Genomic DNA, 19,866 nt, shown 5'->3' on the forward strand with positions numbered 1-19,866 from the left:
AGGCGACCATGACCGGAACCACCTCCCCGCGCGTCGACGCGGCCCCGCCGATGCCGGGCCCGAAGCGGATTCCGCTGAGCGCGCTGCGCACCCTGGCCAACCAGCCGCCGCTGTTCTTCGCCGAGATGCGCGACCGGCACGGGCCGTTCGTCCGGCTGCCCCTGCCGCAGCGACCCATCTACCTGGTCAGCGACCCGCACGCCATCCAGGAGGTGCTCGTCACGGCGAACCGCTTCTATGGCAACGACATCCTGCGCAGCGCCGCCACCGGCCGCCGGGAGACGCCCCTGACGATGCTGCTCGGTCAGGGCCTGCTGACCAGCGACGGTGACCTGCACCGCCGGCAGCGACGGCTGATCCAGCCCCTGTTCCACCGGCAGCGCATCGCCGGGTACGCGGAGGACTTCGCGGCGCTGTCGGAACGCCACGTGCGGGACTGGCCGGACGGGGGCGAGGTGGACATGCTCCGGGAGATGGTCACCCTGACCCTGTCCATCGTGGCCCGCACGGTCTTCGACGTCGCCCTCGGCAGCCGGGAGGCGGAGACCATCCGCACCGCGATGCCGCGCAACGACGGGCCCCTGCGGTACGCCCTGATGCCGATGGGCGGCCTGCTGGCCCGGCTGCCCTCGCCGTCGAACATCCGGTTCTGGCGGGGCCGTGCCGCGCTCGACTCGGTGGTGTTCGAGCTGATCGCCCGCCGCCGGGACGAGGGCGCGGACGGCGCGGACCTGCTGTCGCTGCTGCTGCAGGCGCGCGACGCCGACACGGGCGAGCCGATGGACGACCGTCAGGTCCGCGACGAGGCGCTGACGCTGCTGATGGCCGGGCACGACACCACCGCCAACGCCCTGGCGTGGGCGCTGCACCTGCTGGTCGGGGAACCCGCCGCGCTGGCCCGGCTGCACCGCGAGGTCGACGAGGTGCTCGACGGCCGCCGGGCCACCCTGGAGGACCTGCCCCGGCTGAAGTGGACCACGGCCGTGTTCCAGGAGGCGTTGCGGATCTTCCCGCCGGTGTGGACCGTGGGGCGTCGCCCCCTGCAGGAGCGCGTCCTCAACGGCTACCGCCTGCCCCCGGACGCGATGGTCATGATGAGCCCCTGGGTCGTGCACCGCGACCCCGTGCTCTGGGCCGACCCCGAGCGGTTCGCCCCGCAGCGCTGGCTGGAACCCACCGGCGAGGACGACCCGCTCACCGGGACCGCCCTCGGCCCGGACCGTCCCAAGTTCGCGTACTTCCCGTTCGGTGGTGGCCCCCGGCAGTGCATCGGCAACGTCTTCGCCCAGATGGAGGCGGTCATCGCCCTGGCCACGATCTGCCAGAGCTGGCACTTCGCACCACTGGGCGGCCAGCGGGTGCAGCCCCAGGCGCGGATCATCGTGCGGCCCCGGCCGGGACTGCGGATGCGGGTGCTGCGGCGGCGGGCCGGGAGCTGACCGGGATGGTCGTCCCCACGCGCCGGCGGCTGCGCCTGCCCCCGCCGGTGCGGCCCGACCTCGTCGACGTGCACGGCACACCGGTGGCGGTCCGCCGGCGCGGCGCCGGGCCCGCGCTGCTGTTCCTGCACGGGGCGGGCCTCGCCGGTCGCTGGCTGCGGTTCCACGAGCTGCTGGCGCGACGCGCCGACGTCGTCGCGCCCGACCAGCTCGGCTGCGGCGACACGCCCCTGCCGGACTGGCTGCACGGCTTCGACGACCTGGTCACGCACTACGACGACCTGCGCCGCACGCTCGGCCTCCACCGGCCGTTCGACCTCGTCGGATACTCCTTTGGCGGCTGGGTTGCGGCGGAGTTCGCGGTGACGTATCCCCACCTGGTGCGCGCGCTCGTGCTGATCGCGCCGGTCGGCCTGGCCCCGCCCGACGGGCCGCCCGTCGCCGTCGACCCCTTCGCCGCCACGGACCAGGAACTGATCGAGCTGACCATGAACGATCTGCCCGCCGTGGGCGCGCTGCCCCGCGCCGCCCGGCGGCGTGGCCTGCACGCCGACCAGGCCGCCTACGCGCGGCTGTCCTGGCGTCGGCCGTACAGCCGGCGGTTGCCCCGCCTGCTGCGGCGGGTGACCGCACCGGCTCTCGTCGTGGTGGGCGGCGCCGACCGGTACGTGCCGGTCGAGGTGCCGCGCCGCTACCACCGGCTGCTGCCCGACTCGCGACTGGCTGTGGTCGAGGCGGCGGGCCACGCGCTCGTGGTCGAGCGGCCCGACGCCGTCGCCGACCTGGTCGGCGGCTTCCTCGACGGGATCGGCAGCGGGTGATGCGCTTCTACCACCTCCTCACGGGGCCGGCCGGTCCGCCACCCGGGCGCACGGACCTCGGCGCGGGCCGCGACCTGCTCCCCGCGTACGTCGACGAGGCCGTCGCGGCCGAGGCGCTCGGCTTCGACGGCGTCTGCCTGGGCGCCCACCACCTCGCGTCGCACGCCCGGGTCGGCGACCCGAACGTCCTGGCCGCCGTCGTCGCCGCGCGGACCACGCGGATCAGGATCGCCGTCGTCGGCAACGCGCTGCCGCTGCACGACGATCCGTTGCTGTTGGCGCGGACACTGGCGACGCTCGACCTCGCGTCGGCGGGACGTCTCGACGCCGGCTTCGTGCGGGGCACCTGGGCCGATCTCCACTCGTCGCGGCTGGACCCGACCACCGTGGAGGAGCGGTTCTGGGAGGGGCTCGACCTGATCGTGCGGTCGTGGGCGGAGGACCGGCCCTTCCGCTGGGACGGCCGGCACCACTACCGGCCCCGGGTCGACGCCCCGGTGCGGCCCCGGCAGTCGCCGAGCCCGCCGGTCTGGCTGCTGACCGAGGCCGGCCGGCCGACCGTCGCCGAGACCGGCCGGCGGGGGCACTCGCTCGTGGTGCCCACCGGCCCCCGGTCCTGGGTCGTCGACGTCTGCCGGCGGCACCGGCAGGCGGCAGCGGCGGCCGGACGCGCCCCCGCCGACGTCGTGACCTGCGTGCCGGTCCACCTCGCCGAGCACGACGGGACCGCCCACGAGCAGGCGCGGGAGCAGTACGAGCGCCTCCTCCGCGCTGCCGCGTCGACGCCGCCCGTCCCGCCGCCCGTGCCGGGCGGCCCCGGGCCCGACGGCACGCCGTGGGCGGGAGACCGGCCGGGTTTCCCGCCGCCGTCCTACGACGACCTCGTCGCGCAGGGCCACGTCCTCGTCGGCTCGCCCGGCACCGTCCGCGACCGGCTCTACGAACATCTCCGGGACACGGGCGCGGCCGTCCACGTCGGCGGCGGGGGCATCCTGGGCGCGATGCCGACACCGCTCCTCCGACGGAGCATGACGATCTTCGCCCGGCGGGTGGTCCCCCGGCTCCGCCAGCTTTCCCGGCACCGACCCGCGCCGATCAGCCATGGGCCCGCCGGGCCCCCGACGGACAAGGAGTCCACCATGCCAGACATCTCCCTCGACCAGGCCCTCATCCTGCTCAGGGCGGTGGTCGACCACGCCGGGAAGATCGGCGCGGTCGTCGCGGCCGAGGTCGTCGATGCCTCCGGCACCACCGTGGCCGCCCAGCGGATGGACGGTTGCTTCCCGAGCGCGGGGCTGCTGGCGCGCAAGAAGGCGTACGGGGCGCTGAACTTCCGCGTGCCGACCCACGTCGCCGTCGAGGCGTTCCCCGAGCCGGTCAGGACGGCTTTGCTGGCGGCCGAGCCGGGCCTGACGTTCCTGCCCGGGGGAGTGCCCGTCCTGCGGGAGGGAGTGGTGGTGGGCGCGCTGGGGGTCACCGGCGGAGCCGGCGAGCAGGACGTCGCCTGCTGCGACGCCGCGCTGGAGGCGCTGGCCGACAGATCCTGACTGGCCGACGGATCCTGAGGCGCCGGCGCCGGCGCCGGGCCGGGTGCCGGCACCAGGGGTGGGGGAGAGTCCTCGCAGGGGAGCCGCCTCGCTCCGCAGAGGAATGGCCGCCGCCGGTCGTCCGACCGGCGGCGGCCATTCGCTGGCTGCCGGGGTTGCTCAACCCCGGGATCGCTCAGCCCCGCGTGCCGGCCCCGTCCGGAACGTGCGTCGCGCGGGACACGACCCGGTCGATCAGCCCGTAGTTGACCGCCTCGTCGGCGGTGAACCACCGGTCGCGGTCGGCGTCGGCCTCGATCTCGTCCACCGACTTGCCCGTGTGGCGAGCCGTCTCCTCGCGCAGCACCCGCTTGACGTAGAGCATCTGCTCGGCCTGGATGGCCACGTCGGACGCGACGCCCTGGATGCCACCGAGGGGCTGGTGCATCATGATCCGCGAGTGGGGCAGGGCGAACCGCTTGCCCTTGGTGCCCGCCGACGAGAGAACCTGACCCATCGACGCGGCGAGCCCGACGACCAGCGTCGACACGTCGTTCTCGATGAAGTCCATCGTGTCGCAGATCGCCAATCCGGCGTCCACGGAACCGCCGGGGGAGTTGATGTAGAGGTGGACGTCGCGGACCGGATCTGCGGCGGCCAGCAGCAGCAGCTGCCCGCAGACGCGATTCGCCACCTCCGCGTTCACTTCCGAGCCGAGGAAGATAATGCGCTCCTCGAGCAGCCGGTTGAAGAGGTTGCCGTCGAAGCTGAGGTTGGTCTCGCCGGCGCGAGCGATGATTCCGAGTGGTGCGTCTGGTGACATCGCTCCCAGGCGCTCGGGCGAGCGGGTCATCTGGCTACCTCCGGTTGAAGCTACGACGATACCGAAGCCATTCTACTGTGATCCTCATTGGTCGAAACCCCGTGAGATGACATTCTGCCGACGGCATAACGAATTCTCTATCTTGACACCGATCCACTTAGGATGCTTGTCTGGTTCACCGTTGCGGCGCGATAGCGAATTGACGGACATCCTGCCCTCCCAATCGCGCGGCGTGAGAGGTTGCCATGTCTTCGAAGGATCTTTCTCCAGCCGATTCGCGCCGCTGGCTGGCCCTCGGGGTCGTCGCCACCGCGCAACTCATGATCGTGCTCGACCTCGCGGTCGTGTTCGTCGCGCTGCCGCAGATGCAGACCGACCTGTCGATCTCCCTGGCCGACCGGCAGTGGGTAGTCTCCGGCTACGCCATCGCCTTCGGCGGACTGCTGCTCCTCGGCGGCCGACTGGTCGACTATCTCGGGCAGAAGCGGATGTTCCTGGCCGCGCTCGTCGGCTTCGCCGTCGCCTCCGCGCTCGGCGGTCTGGCCGACAACGGCGTCCAACTGTTCGCGGCCCGGGCCCTGCAGGGCGCCTTCGCGGCCGTCGTGGCGCCCGCGGTGCTCTCGCTCATCTCGGTCACCTTCACCGAGCAGGCCGACCGCGCCCGCGCCTTCGCCGTCTACGGCATGGTCTCCGGCAGCGGCGCCGCCGTCGGGCTCCTGCTCGGCGGCGCCCTCACCCAGTACGCCTCCTGGCGCTGGTGCCTGCTCGTCAACATCCCCATCGTGCTCGTCACCGTCGTGCTGGCCGCCGCCACGCTGCGGCCGGACCCGCCGGCGGTCAAGGGACGCCGCTACGACCTCGCCGGGGCGCTGACCGCCACCCTCGGACTGGTGTGCCTGGCCAACGGCCTCACCCTCGCCGAGGCCAACGGGTGGATCTCGGTGGTCACCCTCGGCTCGCTGGCCGCCGGCGTCCTTCTGCTCGGGGTCTTCGTCCTCGTGGAGGCGCGCAGCAGGCAGCCCCTGCTGCCCCTGCGCATCGTCAGCGAGCCGCACCGGGCCCTGCTCTACCTCGCCGCCGTGCTGGCCAACGGGGCGCAGCTGTCGATGTTCCTCTTCCTCACCTTCTACTTCCAGAACACCAGGGACTACGGGGCCGTCCAGACCGGCCTGGCCTTCCTGCCGTTCGCCCTCGCCATCATCACCACCGCCCAACTCAGCGCGCCCGCCGTGGTGCGGTTCGGACCCCTGCCGGTGATGTCCGTCGGCGCCCTGGTCGGCGCGGCCGGGCTGTTCACCCTCACCCGACTCGGCGTGGACTCGCCCTACCCGACGGCGGTGCTGATCCCCCTGGTGCTGATCGGGGTGGGCGTGGCGATGTCGCTGTTCCCACTGAACAACGTCGTCCTGCTGGGCATCGACCCGAAGGACGCGGGGGTGGCCAGCGCGGTCGTGAGCACCACCCAGCAGATGGGCGCCTCGATGGTGACGGCCCTGCTGAACACCCTCTTCGCGGGGTCCGTCGCGGGTTACCTGCTGACCAGGCCGAGCGACGAGGCGGCGGCCACGATGCACGGCTACCGGGTGGTGTTCGGCTGGGAGAGCGCCCTCTACCTCGCCGCCTTCGTGCTCATCCTGCTGGCCCAGCGCCGGGTCCGGCGGGCCGTCCCCGACCAGGTCAAGGCCGCGGCCTGACCACCACCGGCAGCTCGCTCGGCGCCATCAGCGCCTGGGGCAGCTCCTTCACCGGATGCCCGGGCACCGGTTCGAGGCGCCAGCGGGACACGATGGTGGCGATCGTCGTCACCATCTGCGCCCACGCGTAGCCGTCGCCGATGCACTGCCGCTTGCCGGCCAGGAACGGGATGTACGCGTCGTCGGGCGGCTGCGGTGCCCCGGGCAGCCAGCGGTCCGGGTCGAAGCGCAGCGGCTCGGGGAAGGACCGCGGGTCGCGGTGCTGGGCGTAGATGCTGAAGAGGGTCTCCGTGCCCGGCGGCAGCTCCCGGCCACCGAGCTCGACCGTGGTGTTGGTCCGGCGCATGAACATCCAGCCCGGGTGGTAGAGCCGCAGGCACTCGGTGAGCACCCGGCGGGTGTAGGTCAACCTGCCGATGGCCTCGAAGGTCGGCGGGCCGTCGCCCAGCACCGAGTCGATCTCCGCGTACAACTGCTTGGCCACCGCCGGCTCGCGGGCCAGCTCGTGGAAGAGCCAGACCGTCATGAAGGCCGCCGTCTCGGTGCCGGCGAACAGGATCAGGAAGATCTCCGCGATGATCTGCTCGTCGCTCATCCTCTCGCCGGTCTCGGCGTCCCGCGCGGCCAGGAGCATGGTGAGCAGGCTGGCGTCGTCGGCGCCTGTCCTGCGTTGCTCGACGACCGCCTCCCGGACCGCGGCGCGCATGCGGCGGCTGGCCTGGACGTAGCGCCGGTTGCCCGGCGTGGGCACCTTCTCCAGGAACTCCACCGGTGACATGGTCCGCCAGGCCACTCCCTTGACGATGGTCGTCCACGACCGCTGCACCTCGTCGTTGACCCGGCCGCTGACGTCCGCCGAGAAGAGCGTCTTCGCCACCATCCCCAGCATGAGCTGGAGGGCCTGTGCCTTCAGCGGCACGACCTCGCCCGGCTGCCAGCGCGACGTCATGGCGGCAGCGGAGTCGGCCATCACCCGGAAGTAGCCCTCGATGCGCTCGCGGTGGAAGGCGGGCTGGATGAGCCGGCGCTGCCGGGTGTGGAAGGCCCCGTTGGACACCGGCAGCCCGTTGCCGAACTCCTGACGGATCTTGTCGAAGTACTTTCCCTGGTCGTACTTGCGGCCGTCGGTCACCAGCATCCGGTGCACCAGCTCCGGGGAGTTCACCGACAGGACCCGTTGCGGCCCGAGGTGCACCCAGGCGAGGTCGCCGGTGTCGCGTAGCGAACGCATGAAAGCGAGGGGGTTCCTGAGCAGCCGGGGCACGTGACCGATGCCCGGCAGCTTTCCCGGCACCGTGGGGATGCCGGCCGGGCCGGCGGTCGGACTCGACACATCCACTCCTTCGACGGCGTTCGCCCGCCGTGGTCGCGGGGACCTACTGAGCGTGCCGGCCCGGCACCGGCCGAAGTATCGGGTGAACCCCGCTCCCCGACCCCGAAGGCAGCGCCGAAGATGTGAAATCACCGAATAATATGATTCACCTGATCTGCCCGACATGGCTGCCCACACTCGGGGCATGACGACCAATCTGGAACCGGAGGTGACGGAACTGCTCCGCCGCCTCTACGCCTCGTTCAACGCCCGCGACATCGACGACATCGTCACCGTTCTCAGCCCGGCGGTCGACTGGCCCAACATGATCGACGGTGTCCGCGCCACCGGGCCGGTGGCGGTGAGCGAGTACTGGCGGCGTCAGTTCGACTCGATCGACCCCCGGGTCGAACCGCGCGCCATCACCCCGGAACCCGACGGACGCATCTGCGTCGAGGTCCACCAGGTCGTCCGGACCCTCGACGGGGAGGTGCTGGCCGACCAGGTGGTGCACCACCTCTACACCATCCGGGACGGCCTGGTGGAACGCATGGACGTCCGGGAGCCGGTGTCCTGACCCGCGCCCACCTCCAGTAAGCCCGAACCAGGGCTGGCCCAGCCGGGCACCGTCGAAGGGCACCGACCCGCCGGCGGTGCCCGGCCCCGTGTCCGCCCCCTCCCGACGGCTGTCCCGGTGGGTCACCACGGGCCCGATCCTGACAGCGAGTTGAGTAATCTGCGTCACACGTTGAACCGTTCGGCCGGCGGGACCGCTCCCGTCGTCCACCTGCAGCGGGACCTCTTTCCCGAAAACCGCAACCGGCCGCCGAAGGGCCCATACCCCCGTCGGGGGAGAATCGCCAGCGCAGCCCACCCGACACGGAAAGTCATGACTCCTGACGTGGCGTGATCGACGTCGGTCACCCGCCCTGATCGGCGGGGCGACAATTTGCGCCGCTCACTACCCTGTTTCATGATCCCGTGCCGTGGCACCCGCCGATAGCGATAAGGGCTTCAGATGAGCAGCAATCACCCTCCGTACGGAGGGCAGCCGGATCCGAACGTCACCCCGTGGAGTGGACCGCCCGCCCCCGCGCAGCCCGCCGGGTATCCCGCGTACGGCCAGCCGGGCTACGGCCAGCCTGCGTACGGCCAGCCGGGGCCCCCGCAGTTCGGTGCCCCCATGCCGCCGCCGCAGAAGTCGAACCGAGGCCTGATCATCGGCCTGGCCGCCGGTGCCGTGGTCGTCGTCCTCGCGATCTGCGGCGCCGGCATCGGGCTCGCCCTCGTCGGCGACGACGAAGATCCCACCCCGATCGCGTCCGGCCCCGCGACGGCGGCCCCGAGCAACGGCAACCCCCAGCCCGGCACGGAGACCTCGGCCGCCCCCGAGCCGGCCGAGTCCCAGGAGCAGCCGAACAACAACAACGCGCTGACGGCGCGCTACTCCAGCGACCTGTCCGGGGTCTGCGACGGCAGCCCGATCCTGAACGCGGCGACCTACAGCGGCCCGTCCGGCGCGAAGGCGTACACCTTCGCGAACTCCATCGAGCGGCCCACGTTCTGGTCGACAAAGTCGGTCAGTTCGGCGAAGCCGTACTACGCGAAGTCGGCCGACTTCACGTCGGTGTCGGTGGTCGCCTGCCTGAAGGTCGACGAGGGCAGCGAGGGCACGCCCAAGAAGTGCGACTACAAGGACAACTCCGGCAAGCAGGTCACGATCTCCTACATCTCGTCGCGCTACACGATGACCTTCTACGCGGCGAAGACCGCGGAGAAGATCGGCGACGGCGGCACCGTGAACGCCCCGGCCAACCGGTGCCCGAGCTTCATCTCGTACAACAAGGTCACCATGAAGTCGTACGCCTCGCCGGACAGCGGCACCATCGAGGCGGCCCTGGACAAGTTCCTGTCCTGAAGCGGGTTCACGAAGCGGGGAGGGGCGGAACATCGTCCCTCCCCGTTCTTGTGGGAGACGACGGTCGACGTAGTGGGGACGGGTCCTATGGAGCTGAGTCGTCTACGTCATCACCCCGTCACCCACCCCGCCCCTGTGCCCACCCCGGTCTCTGTCGCGCCGGGCCCCGGCGCCCCCGCGTCCCGGGCCGGTGATCAAGAGGTTTGCGTCACCGTCGAGATCAACTCTGACGCTTTTCTCTTGATCACGGGGGCGAGCGGGTGCGGTTGCGGCGGTAGCGTCGGCGGGATGGGGCTTGGTTATCCTGCGGTGGAACTCACTGACGGGGTCGTTCGCCTTCGTCCGTGGCGCGAGGATGATCTGGATTGCCTCCGGGCGGCTGCCCTGGATCCGCGGATTCCCGAGGCCACCACGGTTCCAAAGGTGTTCTCAGTGGATGCGGCGGGTGCGTTCGTTCGCCGACAGTGGAGCCGGGTGGAGGGCGGTCAAGGGATCTCGCTCGCGGTCGCCGATGCCGTGACCGGTCAGGCCGTCGGTTCGGTTGTGCTCATGCTGCGACCACAGCCGGGTGTCGCCGGCCTCGGGTACTGGCTCATCCCCTCGGCGCGGGGGCATGGATATGCCAGGCGAGCGGCGACGCTGGCTACTTCGTGGGCGCTGGATGTCGCGGGCATCGCGCGGGTGGAGGCGTGGGTCGAGCCGGACAACGAGGCGTCCCGACGGGTTCTCACCGCTGCCGGATTCGAGCAGGAGGGCGTGCTGCACAGCTTCCTGACCTTTCCCGACCGGCGTGCTGACGCCGTCGTGTTCTCCCGGATTCGAGATCCCGCCGGCGAAAGGACTGAGGGTGGTTGAGGCGAGTCCGGGAGGCTATGGCCTCAGGATCCTGCCGACACTCTACGAGTGCTGTCCCGAGTTGTCGGCAACGAAGACGCCGAGCCGGGGCGCTGGCGGCGGCGGGTCGCCGAGGCGGTCGTACCCGATGGGGTGGCGACCTCGCGGTGCGACGGCGCGGTCGGCCACGGGTGGCCCGAGCGGCGGCGAGCGGCGGGCCGGCCGAACCAGCGCGCGGACCGCTACCGGGCGCAGCTGCCCGCCCAGCGGCGCGGGTCGGTGCCGTGTCGGCAGCTCGGGCGGGCGCTGCGGGAGCTGCGCACCGAGGCGTGCATGACGCTGAACGGCGTCGCCGAGGCACTGGAGTGCAGCCGGCAGAAGGTGTGGCGGATCGAGAGCGGCCTCGGCGTGGTACGCGGGGTCGACGTGCGGGCCATGTGCGAGCTGTACGGCGCGCGGCGCGAGCTGACCGCCGGGCTGGTCGCCCTGGCCGGCGAGACGCGGGGGAGGGGCTGGTGGCACGCGTACGGCGATCCCGTACCCGACTGGCTCGACCTCTACGGCGGCCTGGAGTCCGCCGCGTGCCGGCTGCGCGAGCACGCCGGGGCGCTGGTCCCCGCGCTGTTGCAGACCCGGGCGTACGCGTCCGCGACGTGCCCGCCCCGGCCCGGCGCGACCGCCGAGGAGCGGACCGGCCGGTCGAGGCGCGGCTGCTGCGGCAGGGCCTGCTCCGGCGGCGGCTGCCCGCGCCGCCCCGGTTCGAGGTGGTGCTCTCCGAGGCGGTGCTGCTGCGGGTGGTGGGCGGCGCGGAGGTCATCGACGGGCAGCTCCGGCATCTGGTGGAGGCGGGCCGGCTGCCGCACGTGTCGATCCGGGTGCTGCCGCTCGCCGCCGGGGCGTGCGACGGGGCGGTCGCGGGCTCGTTCGTGCTGCTGGACTTCCCGCTCGGCCTGCGCGTCGACCCCGACCCGCCGGTGGTCTATCAGGAGTCGCTGACCGGGGCGCTCTATCTCGACCGGCCGACGGAGTGGGCCGCCTACGAGCAGGTCTGGGCCGGCCTCGACGCGGTGGCGCTGGGCGAGGAGGGGGCGCGCCGACTGATCGTCAAGATCGGCGAGGAGGTGCACCACGGCTGAGCGATCAGTGTTCGGAGTGTCGCTCAGTGTCGCGGCCGCTGCTGCGCCGAAGGGCGCGTACCCTGTCTGGACCGGTGGGCGTGGTGGTGGAGGAGGTGGCGATGGCGGGTGACGATTCGCCGGCTGTCGACCTGACGCTGCGGGCGGTCGGGCCGGCCACAGAGGGTGGTCGCCTCCCGCTCGCCGAGCTGTCCCGGCTGGCAAGCGGGTTGCAGGCGGCCCTGGAGCTGCTGGCCCTGAGCATCGCCGGCAAGGCCACCGGCCCCGGCCGTCGGCCCCGCGAGATCGTGGACGCGGTGCGGCTCGACTTCGTCGGATTTCGAGCGGGCTCGGCGCTGCTGGACATCGCGCGAACCGGGCAGCTCTCACTCGACGAAGGAGTGTTGGAGCAGGCGTTGACGGTGCTGGAGGAAGGCACGAACCGTCTCCGCGAGCGACCGGAGGTCCTGCCACCTCACTTCGGCCCGCAAGTGCTCAATCAGCTCAGAAGCCTGACCGGTGGGATCAGTGCCAGGAACGTCACCCGGGTGGAGCTGTGGCAGGGCGATCGCACCCGGTTCGTGATCGACGAAGCGCTCCACCGAGCCGTCCGACGGACTTCTCTTGAAAAGATCGCCCAGGAATCGACAATCGTCGGCCGCCTGCACATGGGCGATTTCTCGCCCGCGACCCTGCGCTGCCGGATCGACACCTATGCCGGAAGTATCCTCTGTGACTTCGACTCTGACCTGCGGGACGCTGTGCTGGACGCGATGGACCAGGTAGTGATGGCGGAAGGCGTCGCCGAGCTCGAACCCAACGGCACGACAATCCACATTCTGCACCTGTCGAGCCTGCGAAGGCTTGACTCTGCCGAGCCGAAAAGCCTGGACGACATCGCCAGAGCGCAGGGCGTGACGCCGGTCCGTTCGGTCGAGGAACTACGAGGGGCACCGATAGGCGACATGGACGACTTTCTGGCGGCGCTGCGTTCGGCCAGAGGTGAGGGTGAAGGCCAGTGAAGCGGGTCCTCGTCGACACTGATGCCTTCTCGATCATCTGGCAGGGAGCCGATGACCACCTCGCTCAGCAGTTGATTGGCTCGATGCCCATTCTCAGCTTTGCGACCGTCGCTGAGCTGCACTACGGCGCGGCGAAGGCGGGATGGGGCGATCGTCGTGTCCTGGCCCTCGACGAGGCCGTCCGGCGCTACGTGGTGGCCCCCTATGATCAGGAGTTGGCCCGGTTGTGGGGACGGCTCAAGGCGCAGGCCCAGTCCGCCGGCCACGCGCTGGGGCAGACGGCGCAGACCAACGATCTCTGGATCTGTGCTACGGCGATCCGCCACGAGGCTCCATTGCTGACATTGAACCGTCGACATTTCGACGGCTTTCCCGGGCTCGTCGTACTGCCCTGAGATAGCTTCCGCGCCGCGACTTCGTGGGCGGCGGTCAGAGCATCCGGCGGAAGGCGGCCACCGCGTCCCGCCGCATCCGCCGCGACACCGCCGCCTCGGTCACCAGCGCCGAACCGTGGAACGTGGCCGGGTACAGGTGCGCCTCGGTCGGCACGCCGGCCTGGGCCAGCCGCTGCGCATAGCGCATCCCCTCGTCGCGTACCGGATCGAACTGGCAGCCTGAGACGAACGCCGGCGGCAGCCCGGCGAGGTCCTCCGCGCGGGCCGGGGCGGCGTACGGCGACACGCCCGGCTCGCCGGGCCTGACGCCGTCCCCGAGGTAGTGGGCCCAGCCCAGCTCGGCGCTGGGGCGATTCCAGATCGGGGTGTCGACGTAGGCGCGCATGGACACGCTGTCGAGCCGGTCGTCGAGCACCGGGACGTCGAGATACTGCATGGCCAGCCGTGGGCCGCCACGGTCGCGGGTCAGCAGGGTGAGGCCGGCGGCGATCCCGCCACCGGCGCTGCGGCCGTAGAGACCCAGGCGGGTGGGGTCCACGCCGAGTTCGGCGCAGTTGCCGGCCAGCCAGCACAGCACCGCGTAGCTGTCCTCCAGCGCCGCCGGGAAGGGCGCCTCCGGCGCGAGGCGGTAGTCGACGGCGATCACCACGGCCCCGGTGCCGGAGGCGAACGCGGCCGCGTCGGCGTGTTCGAGCGCCAGGTCGCCGAGCACGAAGCCGCCGCCGTGCAGGTGCAGGACGGCCGGTGCCGACGCCGCCAACGGCTGCGGAGTGTAGATCCGCACCGGGACGGCGGGAGCTCCGGCCGGGCCGGGCACCGTGCGGTCGAGCACGGTGAGGCCGGTCAGGTCGGGCGGGGGAAGCTGGGCGGCGATGGCCCGTCCGACCTCGCGCGCGGCGGCCGGGTCGCGAAGATCGAGGACGGGCAGCATCGGCACCCACGGCGCCAGCTCCGCGTCAAAGGCGTACGTCATGTCAACCTCCATGGCCGGAACCGCTCGGCAGGCCGCCGGGCGGCATTCGTCCTACCGACGAGCGACCGGGCCAGGATCAGACATTCTGAGCCGTACCACTTTCCGTCGGTCTGACGTCGCGGCCGTCGGCCCGGCGCCGACCGGGTGGACGGTCGGCGCCGGACCCGGTCAGCCCGCCAGCAGCAGCGCGACGCCGGCCAGCGCGCCCAGCGCGGAGAAACCGGCCCCGATGCCCAGGGCGAGCCGTGGCGACTGCGAGACCCGCCGGGAGTATCTGATGCGGTTCTCCACGAAGTGGAAGGTCAGCCAGGCGGGGACGGTCGACAGCGCGATCACCAGCAGGCCGGTGGACGTCGACAGCGGCCCCCAGTAGGTGGCCGCGATCGCGATCATCGGCCAGTGCCACAAATACAGCGAGTACGACAGCGCGCCGATCCAGCGCAGCGGCGCGACCCCGAGCGCGGTCCCCACCCCGCCCCTGGCCGGGGCGGCGCAGCCGGCCGCGATGACCGCCGCGGTGCCCAGCACCGGCAGTGCGGCCGTGTAGCCGGGGAAGTCCATCATCGGGGTGAAGGACAGGCAGACCACCAGCACCGCCGCCAGCCCGGCCCAGCCCAGCACGACCGCGACCGGCCTGGGCAGCCGGGCCCACGCCCCGACCGACATGGCGACACCCGCGCCGACGGCCAACTCCCAGATCCGGCTGGTGGTCTGGAAGAACGCCGGGGACTGCGCGCCGACGGTGGTGGCCACCGACCAGGCCAGCGAGCCAGCGGCCAGCAGGCCCAGCGTCGCCGCCAGCACCGGCTTCAGTCGGGCGCCGGACACCTTGGCCAGCGCCACCGCCAGCAGGATCAGCAACGGCCAGATCAGGTAGTACTGCTCCTCGACGGCAAGCGACCAGAAATGCTGTACGGGGGACGGCGGCATCGTCGGGTCGGGGTTCGCGAAGCGTTCGGCCAGCCGCCAGTTCAACAGGTAGGACGCCCCGGCGACGATGTCGCCGCCGATCTGACCCCACCGGCCACGGGGCACCATCAGGAACACGAACACCGCTGCCGTCACCAGCACCACGTTGGCCGCCGGCAGCAGCCGCTTGGCCCGGCGGGCGTAGAAGCCCATCAGCGCGACCCCGCCGGTCCGGCTCTGTTCGGACAGCAGTTGGGTGGTGATGAGATAGCCCGAGATGACGAAGAAGACGTCGACGCCGACGAAGCCGCCGGACAGCGCCGGCACGCCGGCATGGAACAGCATCACCGTCACCACGGCGACCGCGCGGATTCCCTCGATGTCGCCACGGAACCTGGTGCGCGGCCGGTCGGGCGGGCCGGCGTGGTCCGGCCCGCCGACGGGCGGTGGTGACGCCGGCCGTTCCGGGCCGGCGGGTCGTGCGGGCGCTGAATGCGCCGCGTCGGCTTCAGTGGACATCGTTCCTCCTCGGAGCATTCAGTATCCTGATCTGGATCTATGAATACGAGGTCGGATGCATTCGCCGCCATATTCGCCGCGGAATCGTTTCGTTGTTGAGACGTGCGGCGTCGTCAATGGTGCGACATGTCGTGAATGGATACCCGCGCGCCCCGGGGCCGCGATGGTTGCGGCAATGGTCGGATACCTAATTCGTTCGAGCTAATTGAATGCATTCTGCGGGATGTGGCGGAACGCCCGTCGGTGTTCCTTTCCGCCTATGCCCTTTCGGTCAGCGGGCGCGGTCGATCGTGCCTGTCGCGCCACCGATCGGGTGAACGCCGGCTGGGGGCCGGTAACGCCCGGGGCCGGGGCGCGTCCAGATCCGCAGCGACTCCTCCCAGCGGCCGTCGGCGAAGGCGCGCCAACCCTCGTCGCCGGGCTCCTTGAAGGTTTGCTGCCGTTCCAGCTTCCAGAACCCCGGCACGGTCGCTTCCAGCACGTGTCCTCGAAGCCCGCCCCGTAGTCCGCCAGGTCGAGCCGCTCCCCGGGATCCCCACCGAGCAGGTCATGCATCGGGAATGTCCGCCTTCGCCGCGACGGGTTTGTCGCATTGTTGACACCGCGACCAGGTGGCGTTTCAGGGGATCCCGCCTATCGTGAGCTGCTCTGCCCGCAGTGGACGGTCCGTCCTGCCGGGTCGGAGAATTCCCAAGCAGAAGAGGAGCGGATTGCATGGTCGCCGCACACGAGACGACGCTGCGAGAGCTGCTGGAGGGCGCGAAGCAGTATCGGGTTCCGCTGTACCAGCGGACGTACTCGTGGACGGAATCCCAGCTTGGCCGGCTGTGGGAGGACATCCGCAAGCTGGCCGAGGAGCGGGCGGACGATTCGAGTCTCACGCACTTCATCGGCTCGCTGGTGCTGGCACCCAGCCCCACCAACGGCCCGGCGGGCGTCTCCGAGTTCCTGGTGGTGGACGGTCAGCAGCGGCTGACCACCCTCTCCATCCTGCTCTGCGCGCTGCGGGACCACCGGGCCCAGCACGAGGATCCGGGCCACCGGGACCGCATCGACCAGGAATACCTGATCAACAAGTGGAAGCCCGCCCACCGGCTGAAGGTCGTACCCACGCAGGCCGATCTCGCCGCGTACCAGGCGTGCCTGGACGCGACGCCGCAGGCAGGCGGAAGCGACCGGGTCGGTGCCGCGTACCGATTCTTCGTGGCGCAGCTCAGCGCCAACGACCCGGACGGTCCGCTGGACATCGAGCATATCGAGGATGCGGTCATCTCGGGGATGGCGTTGGTCTCCGTCGTCGCGCAGAACGGCGACAACGTCTACCGGATCTTCGAGTCTCTGAACAACACCGGCCTCAAGCTCAACCAGGCCGACCTGCTGCGAAACTACCTGTTCATGCGGCTACCCAATCGCGGCGAGGCCGTCTACGACTCGCTCTGGTTCCCCCTTCAGGAGCAGCTGAACTCCGGCGAGCTCGAGCAGTTGTTCTGGCTCGATCTGGTGCAGCGCAACCCCGAGGTCAAGCAGACCGACACCTACACCGGCCAGCAGAAGCGGCTCAACGGGCTGCACACCGAAGCGGAAATCGAGGCCGAGGTGCGCCGGTTCTGCCGGCTCGGCGCACTGCTGCGGCTCATTCTGCACCCCGAGGAGGAGGGCGACCCGGAGGTGCGGCGGCGGTTGGCCCGGCTCAACGCCTGGGACACGACCACCGTGTTGCCGCTGCTGCTGCACCTGCTGGACCGCCGCAAGCAGGGTACGGCGACCTCCGAGCAGATCGCCTCGGCCATGCTGTACGTCGAGAGCTACTTCGTCAGGCGTCTCCTGATCGGCCGGGCCACCGCGAGCATCAACCGGATCCTGCTGCGCATCGTGACCGACATGCGGGCGGACCTGCCGGTCGACGAGGCGGTGCGGGCATACCTGTCCGTCGGCCGGAAGTATTACGCCGCCGATGCCAGCATCCGCGAGGCGGTGCGGACCATCCCGTTCTACCTCAACGGCCGTGCCACCCAGCGCAAGCTGGTGCTCCAGTGGCTGGAGGAGTCGTACGGCAGCAAGGAGCCGGTGGCCCCGAACTCGCTGACCATCGAACACGTGCTGCCGCAGAGTCCCACCACCGAGTGGCGGCAGGCGTTGGGCGAGGACTTGCAGGGTGAGGAGAGCTTCGCCGAGGTGCACGAGGCGCTGGTCCACACGCTGGGGAACCTGACTCTCACCGGCTACAACGCCGAGTTGAGCAACAGCTCGTTCCTGGTGAAGCGAGCCCAGCTCGGCAAGAGCGGGATCTCGCTCAACCGAGAGATCGCCGAGCAGAAGCGCTGGGGTCGTCCCGAGATCCACGCCCGCGCCGATGCCCTCGCCGAGCGGATCATTGCGCACTGGCCGGGCCCCACCGAGGAAGCCGGCAACCGGTCCGAGGTGCCCTGGGACGTCATGAACAAGGCGCTCGCGGCGCTGCCCGCCGGCTCTTGGACTTCGTACGGGGACGTGGCCGCGCTGATCGGGAGCCACCCTGTGCCGGTCGGTGCACGCCTGGCCAACCACCCGGCCCCGAACGCGCACCGGGTACTCCAGGCCGAGGGCACCCCGTCGCCGAGCATCCGGTGGCTCGACCCGTCCCGCAGCGACGACCCGCGCGACCTGCTGAGCGCGGAGGGCGTCGAGTTCGACAAGCATGGCCGGGCCAGCCAGGCGCAACGGATCAACGTCGAGGAGTTGGCCCAGCTCGCCGGCATGGCACAGCACGACGCCTCTGGGCAGCTACTGCGACCACGGTCCCGCCGCAACGACCTGCTCGACGACCGGTTTGTCGAGCAGCTGACGGACCTTCAGGACACGCAGGTGGCGCACGGCACGGTCACCGTGTTGGAAGCCTGGACCCGAATGGGCGGCATGCTGTTCTACGGCTCGGGTGGTGAGACATCGTGCTTCCTCATGGCACGCGGAAAGGACCACGAACTCGGCAACATCTGGCCTGCGACGATCTACCCGAGTGGAAAGTTCGAGATCGTGTTCCAGCACCTGAGCACCCGGCCGCCGTTCGACGACATCACGCTCCGCGAGGAGTTCCGCCAGCGGTTGAACGATTTGCCGGGCGTGCGGATCGCCGCCGCCAAGCTCGCCCTGCGCCCCGGATTCCCTCTGGAGCTCCTCGCCAAGGCTGAGGCCCGCGAGAAGCTGATCGAGCAGCTCGGCTGGTTCTATCAACGGGCGACGCGACCGGTGGCGTGACACTCGAGGGGCCGGCGCAGGTGACGGGCGGGCCGGCACCGGCAAGACGGTGGTCGCGCTGCACCGGGTCAAACACCTCCTTTCCTGTACGTCCGACAGCCGCGTGCTGCTCACCTGCAGTTGTGCGGCGTTGCGGTGGTGGGGGTGACGGCGAAGGCGGTCCCCTTCACCAAGGAGGTCACGCCCAGCGAGGTCGACCAGGCGCAGCACGACAGCGACCTGCTGCGCGAACGCTGCCTGCTCTTCGTCGCGGCTCCCCGCGCCCGGGAAGCGCTGCACGTGTCGTGGAGCAAGGCGCCCAGCCCGCTCCTGCCGTTGGCCGCCGAGCAACGGTAGGGCTCCGCCCCGATCCGGAGGGAATAGCATGAGAACCGGTCAGACCGCTGCGCTCGCCTGCGGCAACTGCGGCGAAGCCGTCTCCGGCCGGGCGGGCTCGCGCGGTCGCGGTCCGGACATCGCGTGGTTCGCCCACTGCTATCCGTGCGCCGCCCTCGTCGCAGACCAGATGGAGCCGCTCGGTGTCCTGCCCGATGACAGCGGCGTGGACCTCCATCGGTGCCGGAGCTGCGGCACCTACCGGGTCTGCCGTACGGGCTGGCGGACCCGTTGCCACGTCTGCCTCGACGAGCGCACCGCCGGCCAGGCGCTCGTGGCCGGCGAGCAACTACTCGCCAGGCTCCCGCACGAGCCCGCCCTGGCGGACCAGGTGCGCCGGTTCGCCGGCCTGCCGGCGGCGGATGCCATTCCCGTACGGGCCGCTGCGGAGTTCCGGGCTGCCGTGGCCCTCGGCGAGGAACTCGATCGACGTCGCCGTGACGGTTGGACGGACGTGGCCGGGGACGTCTGCGGGCTGCCGTGGCACGTCGAACGGAACGCAACGTCATCACACGGGATGTGGGGCGTCCATGATCGGTGCGGGTCCTGGCAGCGGCTCCGCGGCCGATCCTGCCCGCAGTGCCCGCCGGAGCCGGACGACCGGTCGTTCGCCGCACTGCGGGATACGCCCTACCTGCTGTACGTGGTCAGGCATCGCGGGTTGCTGAAGTTCGGGGTCGGCAACGAGCCCCGGATACGGCAGCATCTGCGGGCGGGTGCGGAGCTGATCGAGGTCATCGAGGGCCGCCACGCCGACGCCATCGCCGCCGAGGCGATCCTCAAGCGGCGAAAGGTGCCGTTGCGGAAGTGGCGCACCTGGCGGATGCCGACGTCGTTCGGAAGGGGCACCGAAGTGGTTCGGGCCAATGTTCGGATCCGGCTCGCGGACGTGTTGCCCGACGGTCGCGACGTCAACGAACGGTTTCGCCGGCGGCCCGGGTAGCGATCAGGCCTGGG

The 19,866-nt window shown here is 71.1% G+C and carries 17 protein-coding genes and 1 pseudogene; 13 read left to right on the forward strand and 5 right to left on the reverse strand.

The features are described from left to right. Nucleotides 1–8: 8 nt before the first annotated feature. Genes LPA42_RS10685 through LPA42_RS10695 form a run of 3 tightly spaced genes read left to right on the forward strand, consistent with a single transcriptional unit; the run spans nt 9 to nt 3,807 of the window. Nucleotides 9–1,439: a cytochrome P450 gene (locus LPA42_RS10685; RefSeq protein ID WP_077937539.1), complete on the forward strand. Its 1,431-nt coding sequence runs from the start codon at nt 9–11 to the stop codon at nt 1,437–1,439. A 5-nt stretch (nt 1,440–1,444) separates the two neighbouring features. Next, a complete protein-coding gene (locus LPA42_RS10690) occupies nt 1,445–2,260 on the forward strand; it encodes an alpha/beta fold hydrolase (RefSeq protein ID WP_077937540.1) in 816 nt (271 codons plus the stop codon). Next, nucleotides 2,260–3,807 carry an LLM class flavin-dependent oxidoreductase gene (locus tag LPA42_RS10695; RefSeq protein WP_077937541.1) on the forward strand — a complete coding sequence of 516 codons (1,548 nt, stop codon included), beginning with the start codon at nt 2,260–2,262 and terminating at the stop codon, nt 3,805–3,807. The genes LPA42_RS10690 and LPA42_RS10695 overlap by 1 nt, the downstream gene beginning before the upstream one ends. A gap of 175 nt (nt 3,808–3,982) precedes the next feature. On the opposite strand, the gene LPA42_RS10700 is transcribed toward LPA42_RS10695, so the two are convergent. Continuing rightward, nucleotides 3,983–4,609, reverse strand: a complete 627-nt coding sequence (locus tag LPA42_RS10700) for an ATP-dependent Clp protease proteolytic subunit (RefSeq protein WP_096761639.1) — start codon at nt 4,607–4,609, stop codon at nt 3,983–3,985. Between the two features lie 245 nt (nt 4,610–4,854). On the opposite strand from LPA42_RS10700, the gene LPA42_RS10705 reads away from it, so the two are divergent. Continuing rightward, nucleotides 4,855–6,303 carry an MFS transporter gene (locus tag LPA42_RS10705; protein ID WP_077937543.1) on the forward strand — a complete coding sequence of 483 codons (1,449 nt, stop codon included), beginning with the start codon at nt 4,855–4,857 and terminating at the stop codon, nt 6,301–6,303. Here LPA42_RS10705 and LPA42_RS10710 read toward each other — a convergent pair. Next, the gene (locus LPA42_RS10710) at nt 6,287–7,636 is read right to left on the reverse strand and encodes a cytochrome P450 (RefSeq protein WP_158229422.1); all 1,350 of its coding nucleotides are present in this window, start codon (nt 7,634–7,636) and stop codon (nt 6,287–6,289) included. The genes LPA42_RS10705 and LPA42_RS10710 overlap by 17 nt on opposite strands. 184 nt (nt 7,637–7,820) lie before the next feature. Between LPA42_RS10710 and LPA42_RS10715 the strand changes: the two genes are divergently transcribed. From LPA42_RS10715 to LPA42_RS10745, 6 genes and pseudogenes are all read left to right on the forward strand, one after another. Continuing rightward, nucleotides 7,821–8,192, forward strand: coding sequence for a nuclear transport factor 2 family protein (locus LPA42_RS10715; protein ID WP_043963220.1), 372 nt, complete (start codon nt 7,821–7,823; stop codon nt 8,190–8,192). A 441-nt stretch (nt 8,193–8,633) separates the two neighbouring features. Beyond that, entirely contained in the window at nt 8,634–9,533 is a 900-nt protein-coding gene (locus tag LPA42_RS10720; protein WP_077937545.1) for a hypothetical protein, read from the forward strand. Between the two features lie 309 nt (nt 9,534–9,842). Further along, nucleotides 9,843–10,388 (forward strand): GNAT family N-acetyltransferase, encoded by a 546-nt coding sequence (locus LPA42_RS10725; RefSeq protein WP_198956543.1) that lies wholly within the window; start codon nt 9,843–9,845, stop codon nt 10,386–10,388. A gap of 312 nt (nt 10,389–10,700) precedes the next feature. Beyond that, nucleotides 10,701–11,503 (forward strand): annotated as a pseudogene (locus tag LPA42_RS34725) (helix-turn-helix domain-containing protein). Nucleotides 11,504–11,577: 74 nt separating this feature from the next. Beyond that, nucleotides 11,578–12,504, forward strand: coding sequence for a hypothetical protein (locus LPA42_RS10740; protein WP_077937546.1), 927 nt, complete (start codon nt 11,578–11,580; stop codon nt 12,502–12,504). Further along, the gene (locus LPA42_RS10745) at nt 12,501–12,899 is read left to right on the forward strand and encodes a type II toxin-antitoxin system VapC family toxin (protein ID WP_077937547.1); all 399 of its coding nucleotides are present in this window, start codon (nt 12,501–12,503) and stop codon (nt 12,897–12,899) included. The genes LPA42_RS10740 and LPA42_RS10745 overlap by 4 nt, the downstream gene beginning before the upstream one ends. A gap of 34 nt (nt 12,900–12,933) precedes the next feature. On the opposite strand, the gene LPA42_RS10750 is transcribed toward LPA42_RS10745, so the two are convergent. From LPA42_RS10750 to LPA42_RS10760, 3 genes are all read right to left on the reverse strand, one after another. Next, the gene (locus tag LPA42_RS10750) at nt 12,934–13,872 is read right to left on the reverse strand and encodes an alpha/beta hydrolase (protein ID WP_228986520.1); all 939 of its coding nucleotides are present in this window, start codon (nt 13,870–13,872) and stop codon (nt 12,934–12,936) included. A gap of 168 nt (nt 13,873–14,040) precedes the next feature. Next, complete coding sequence (locus tag LPA42_RS10755; RefSeq protein WP_158229423.1) at nt 14,041–15,300, reverse strand: acyltransferase; 1,260 nt, start codon at nt 15,298–15,300, stop codon at nt 14,041–14,043. A gap of 271 nt (nt 15,301–15,571) precedes the next feature. Next, nucleotides 15,572–15,781 carry a hypothetical protein gene (locus LPA42_RS10760; protein WP_077937550.1) on the reverse strand — a complete coding sequence of 70 codons (210 nt, stop codon included), beginning with the start codon at nt 15,779–15,781 and terminating at the stop codon, nt 15,572–15,574. A 233-nt stretch (nt 15,782–16,014) separates the two neighbouring features. Here LPA42_RS10760 and LPA42_RS10765 point away from each other — a divergent pair, with 233 nt between their 5' ends. The 3 genes from LPA42_RS10765 (at nt 16,015) to LPA42_RS10775 (ending at nt 19,852) form a co-directional block, all read left to right on the forward strand. Continuing rightward, a complete protein-coding gene (locus tag LPA42_RS10765; protein ID WP_077937551.1) occupies nt 16,015–18,534 on the forward strand; it encodes a DUF262 domain-containing protein in 2,520 nt (839 codons plus the stop codon). A gap of 144 nt (nt 18,535–18,678) precedes the next feature. Then, nucleotides 18,679–18,870, forward strand: a complete 192-nt coding sequence (locus LPA42_RS10770) for a hypothetical protein (RefSeq protein WP_198956544.1) — start codon at nt 18,679–18,681, stop codon at nt 18,868–18,870. A gap of 28 nt (nt 18,871–18,898) precedes the next feature. Continuing rightward, nucleotides 18,899–19,852: a hypothetical protein gene (locus LPA42_RS10775; RefSeq protein WP_077937552.1), complete on the forward strand. Its 954-nt coding sequence runs from the start codon at nt 18,899–18,901 to the stop codon at nt 19,850–19,852. The last annotated feature ends 14 nt before the right edge of the window (nt 19,853–19,866 follow it).

The sequence above is a fragment of the Micromonospora sp. DH13 genome (assembly GCF_020873825.1).
In the GTDB taxonomy this organism is placed as follows: Bacteria; Actinomycetota; Actinomycetes; order Mycobacteriales; family Micromonosporaceae; genus Micromonospora; species Micromonospora haikouensis.

Bases quoted from the DNA above. Each gene is read 5' to 3' on its own strand.
- LPA42_RS10685 (WP_077937539.1), top strand. From the start codon at position 9: ATGACCGGAACCACCTCCCCGCGCGTCGACGCGGCCCCGCCGATGCCG.
- LPA42_RS10690 (WP_077937540.1), top strand. From the start codon at position 1,445: ATGGTCGTCCCCACGCGCCGGCGGCTGCGCCTGCCCCCGCCGGTGCGG.
- LPA42_RS10695 (WP_077937541.1), top strand. From the start codon at position 2,260: ATGCGCTTCTACCACCTCCTCACGGGGCCGGCCGGTCCGCCACCCGGG.
- LPA42_RS10700 (WP_096761639.1), bottom strand. From the start codon at position 4,609: ATGTCACCAGACGCACCACTCGGAATCATCGCTCGCGCCGGCGAGACC.
- LPA42_RS10705 (WP_077937543.1), top strand. From the start codon at position 4,855: ATGTCTTCGAAGGATCTTTCTCCAGCCGATTCGCGCCGCTGGCTGGCC.
- LPA42_RS10715 (WP_043963220.1), top strand. From the start codon at position 7,821: ATGACGACCAATCTGGAACCGGAGGTGACGGAACTGCTCCGCCGCCTC.
- LPA42_RS10720 (WP_077937545.1), top strand. From the start codon at position 8,634: ATGAGCAGCAATCACCCTCCGTACGGAGGGCAGCCGGATCCGAACGTC.
- LPA42_RS10750 (WP_228986520.1), bottom strand. From the start codon at position 13,872: ATGACGTACGCCTTTGACGCGGAGCTGGCGCCGTGGGTGCCGATGCTG.
- LPA42_RS10755 (WP_158229423.1), bottom strand. From the start codon at position 15,300: ATGTCCACTGAAGCCGACGCGGCGCATTCAGCGCCCGCACGACCCGCC.
- LPA42_RS10765 (WP_077937551.1), top strand. From the start codon at position 16,015: ATGGTCGCCGCACACGAGACGACGCTGCGAGAGCTGCTGGAGGGCGCG.
- LPA42_RS10775 (WP_077937552.1), top strand. From the start codon at position 18,899: ATGAGAACCGGTCAGACCGCTGCGCTCGCCTGCGGCAACTGCGGCGAA.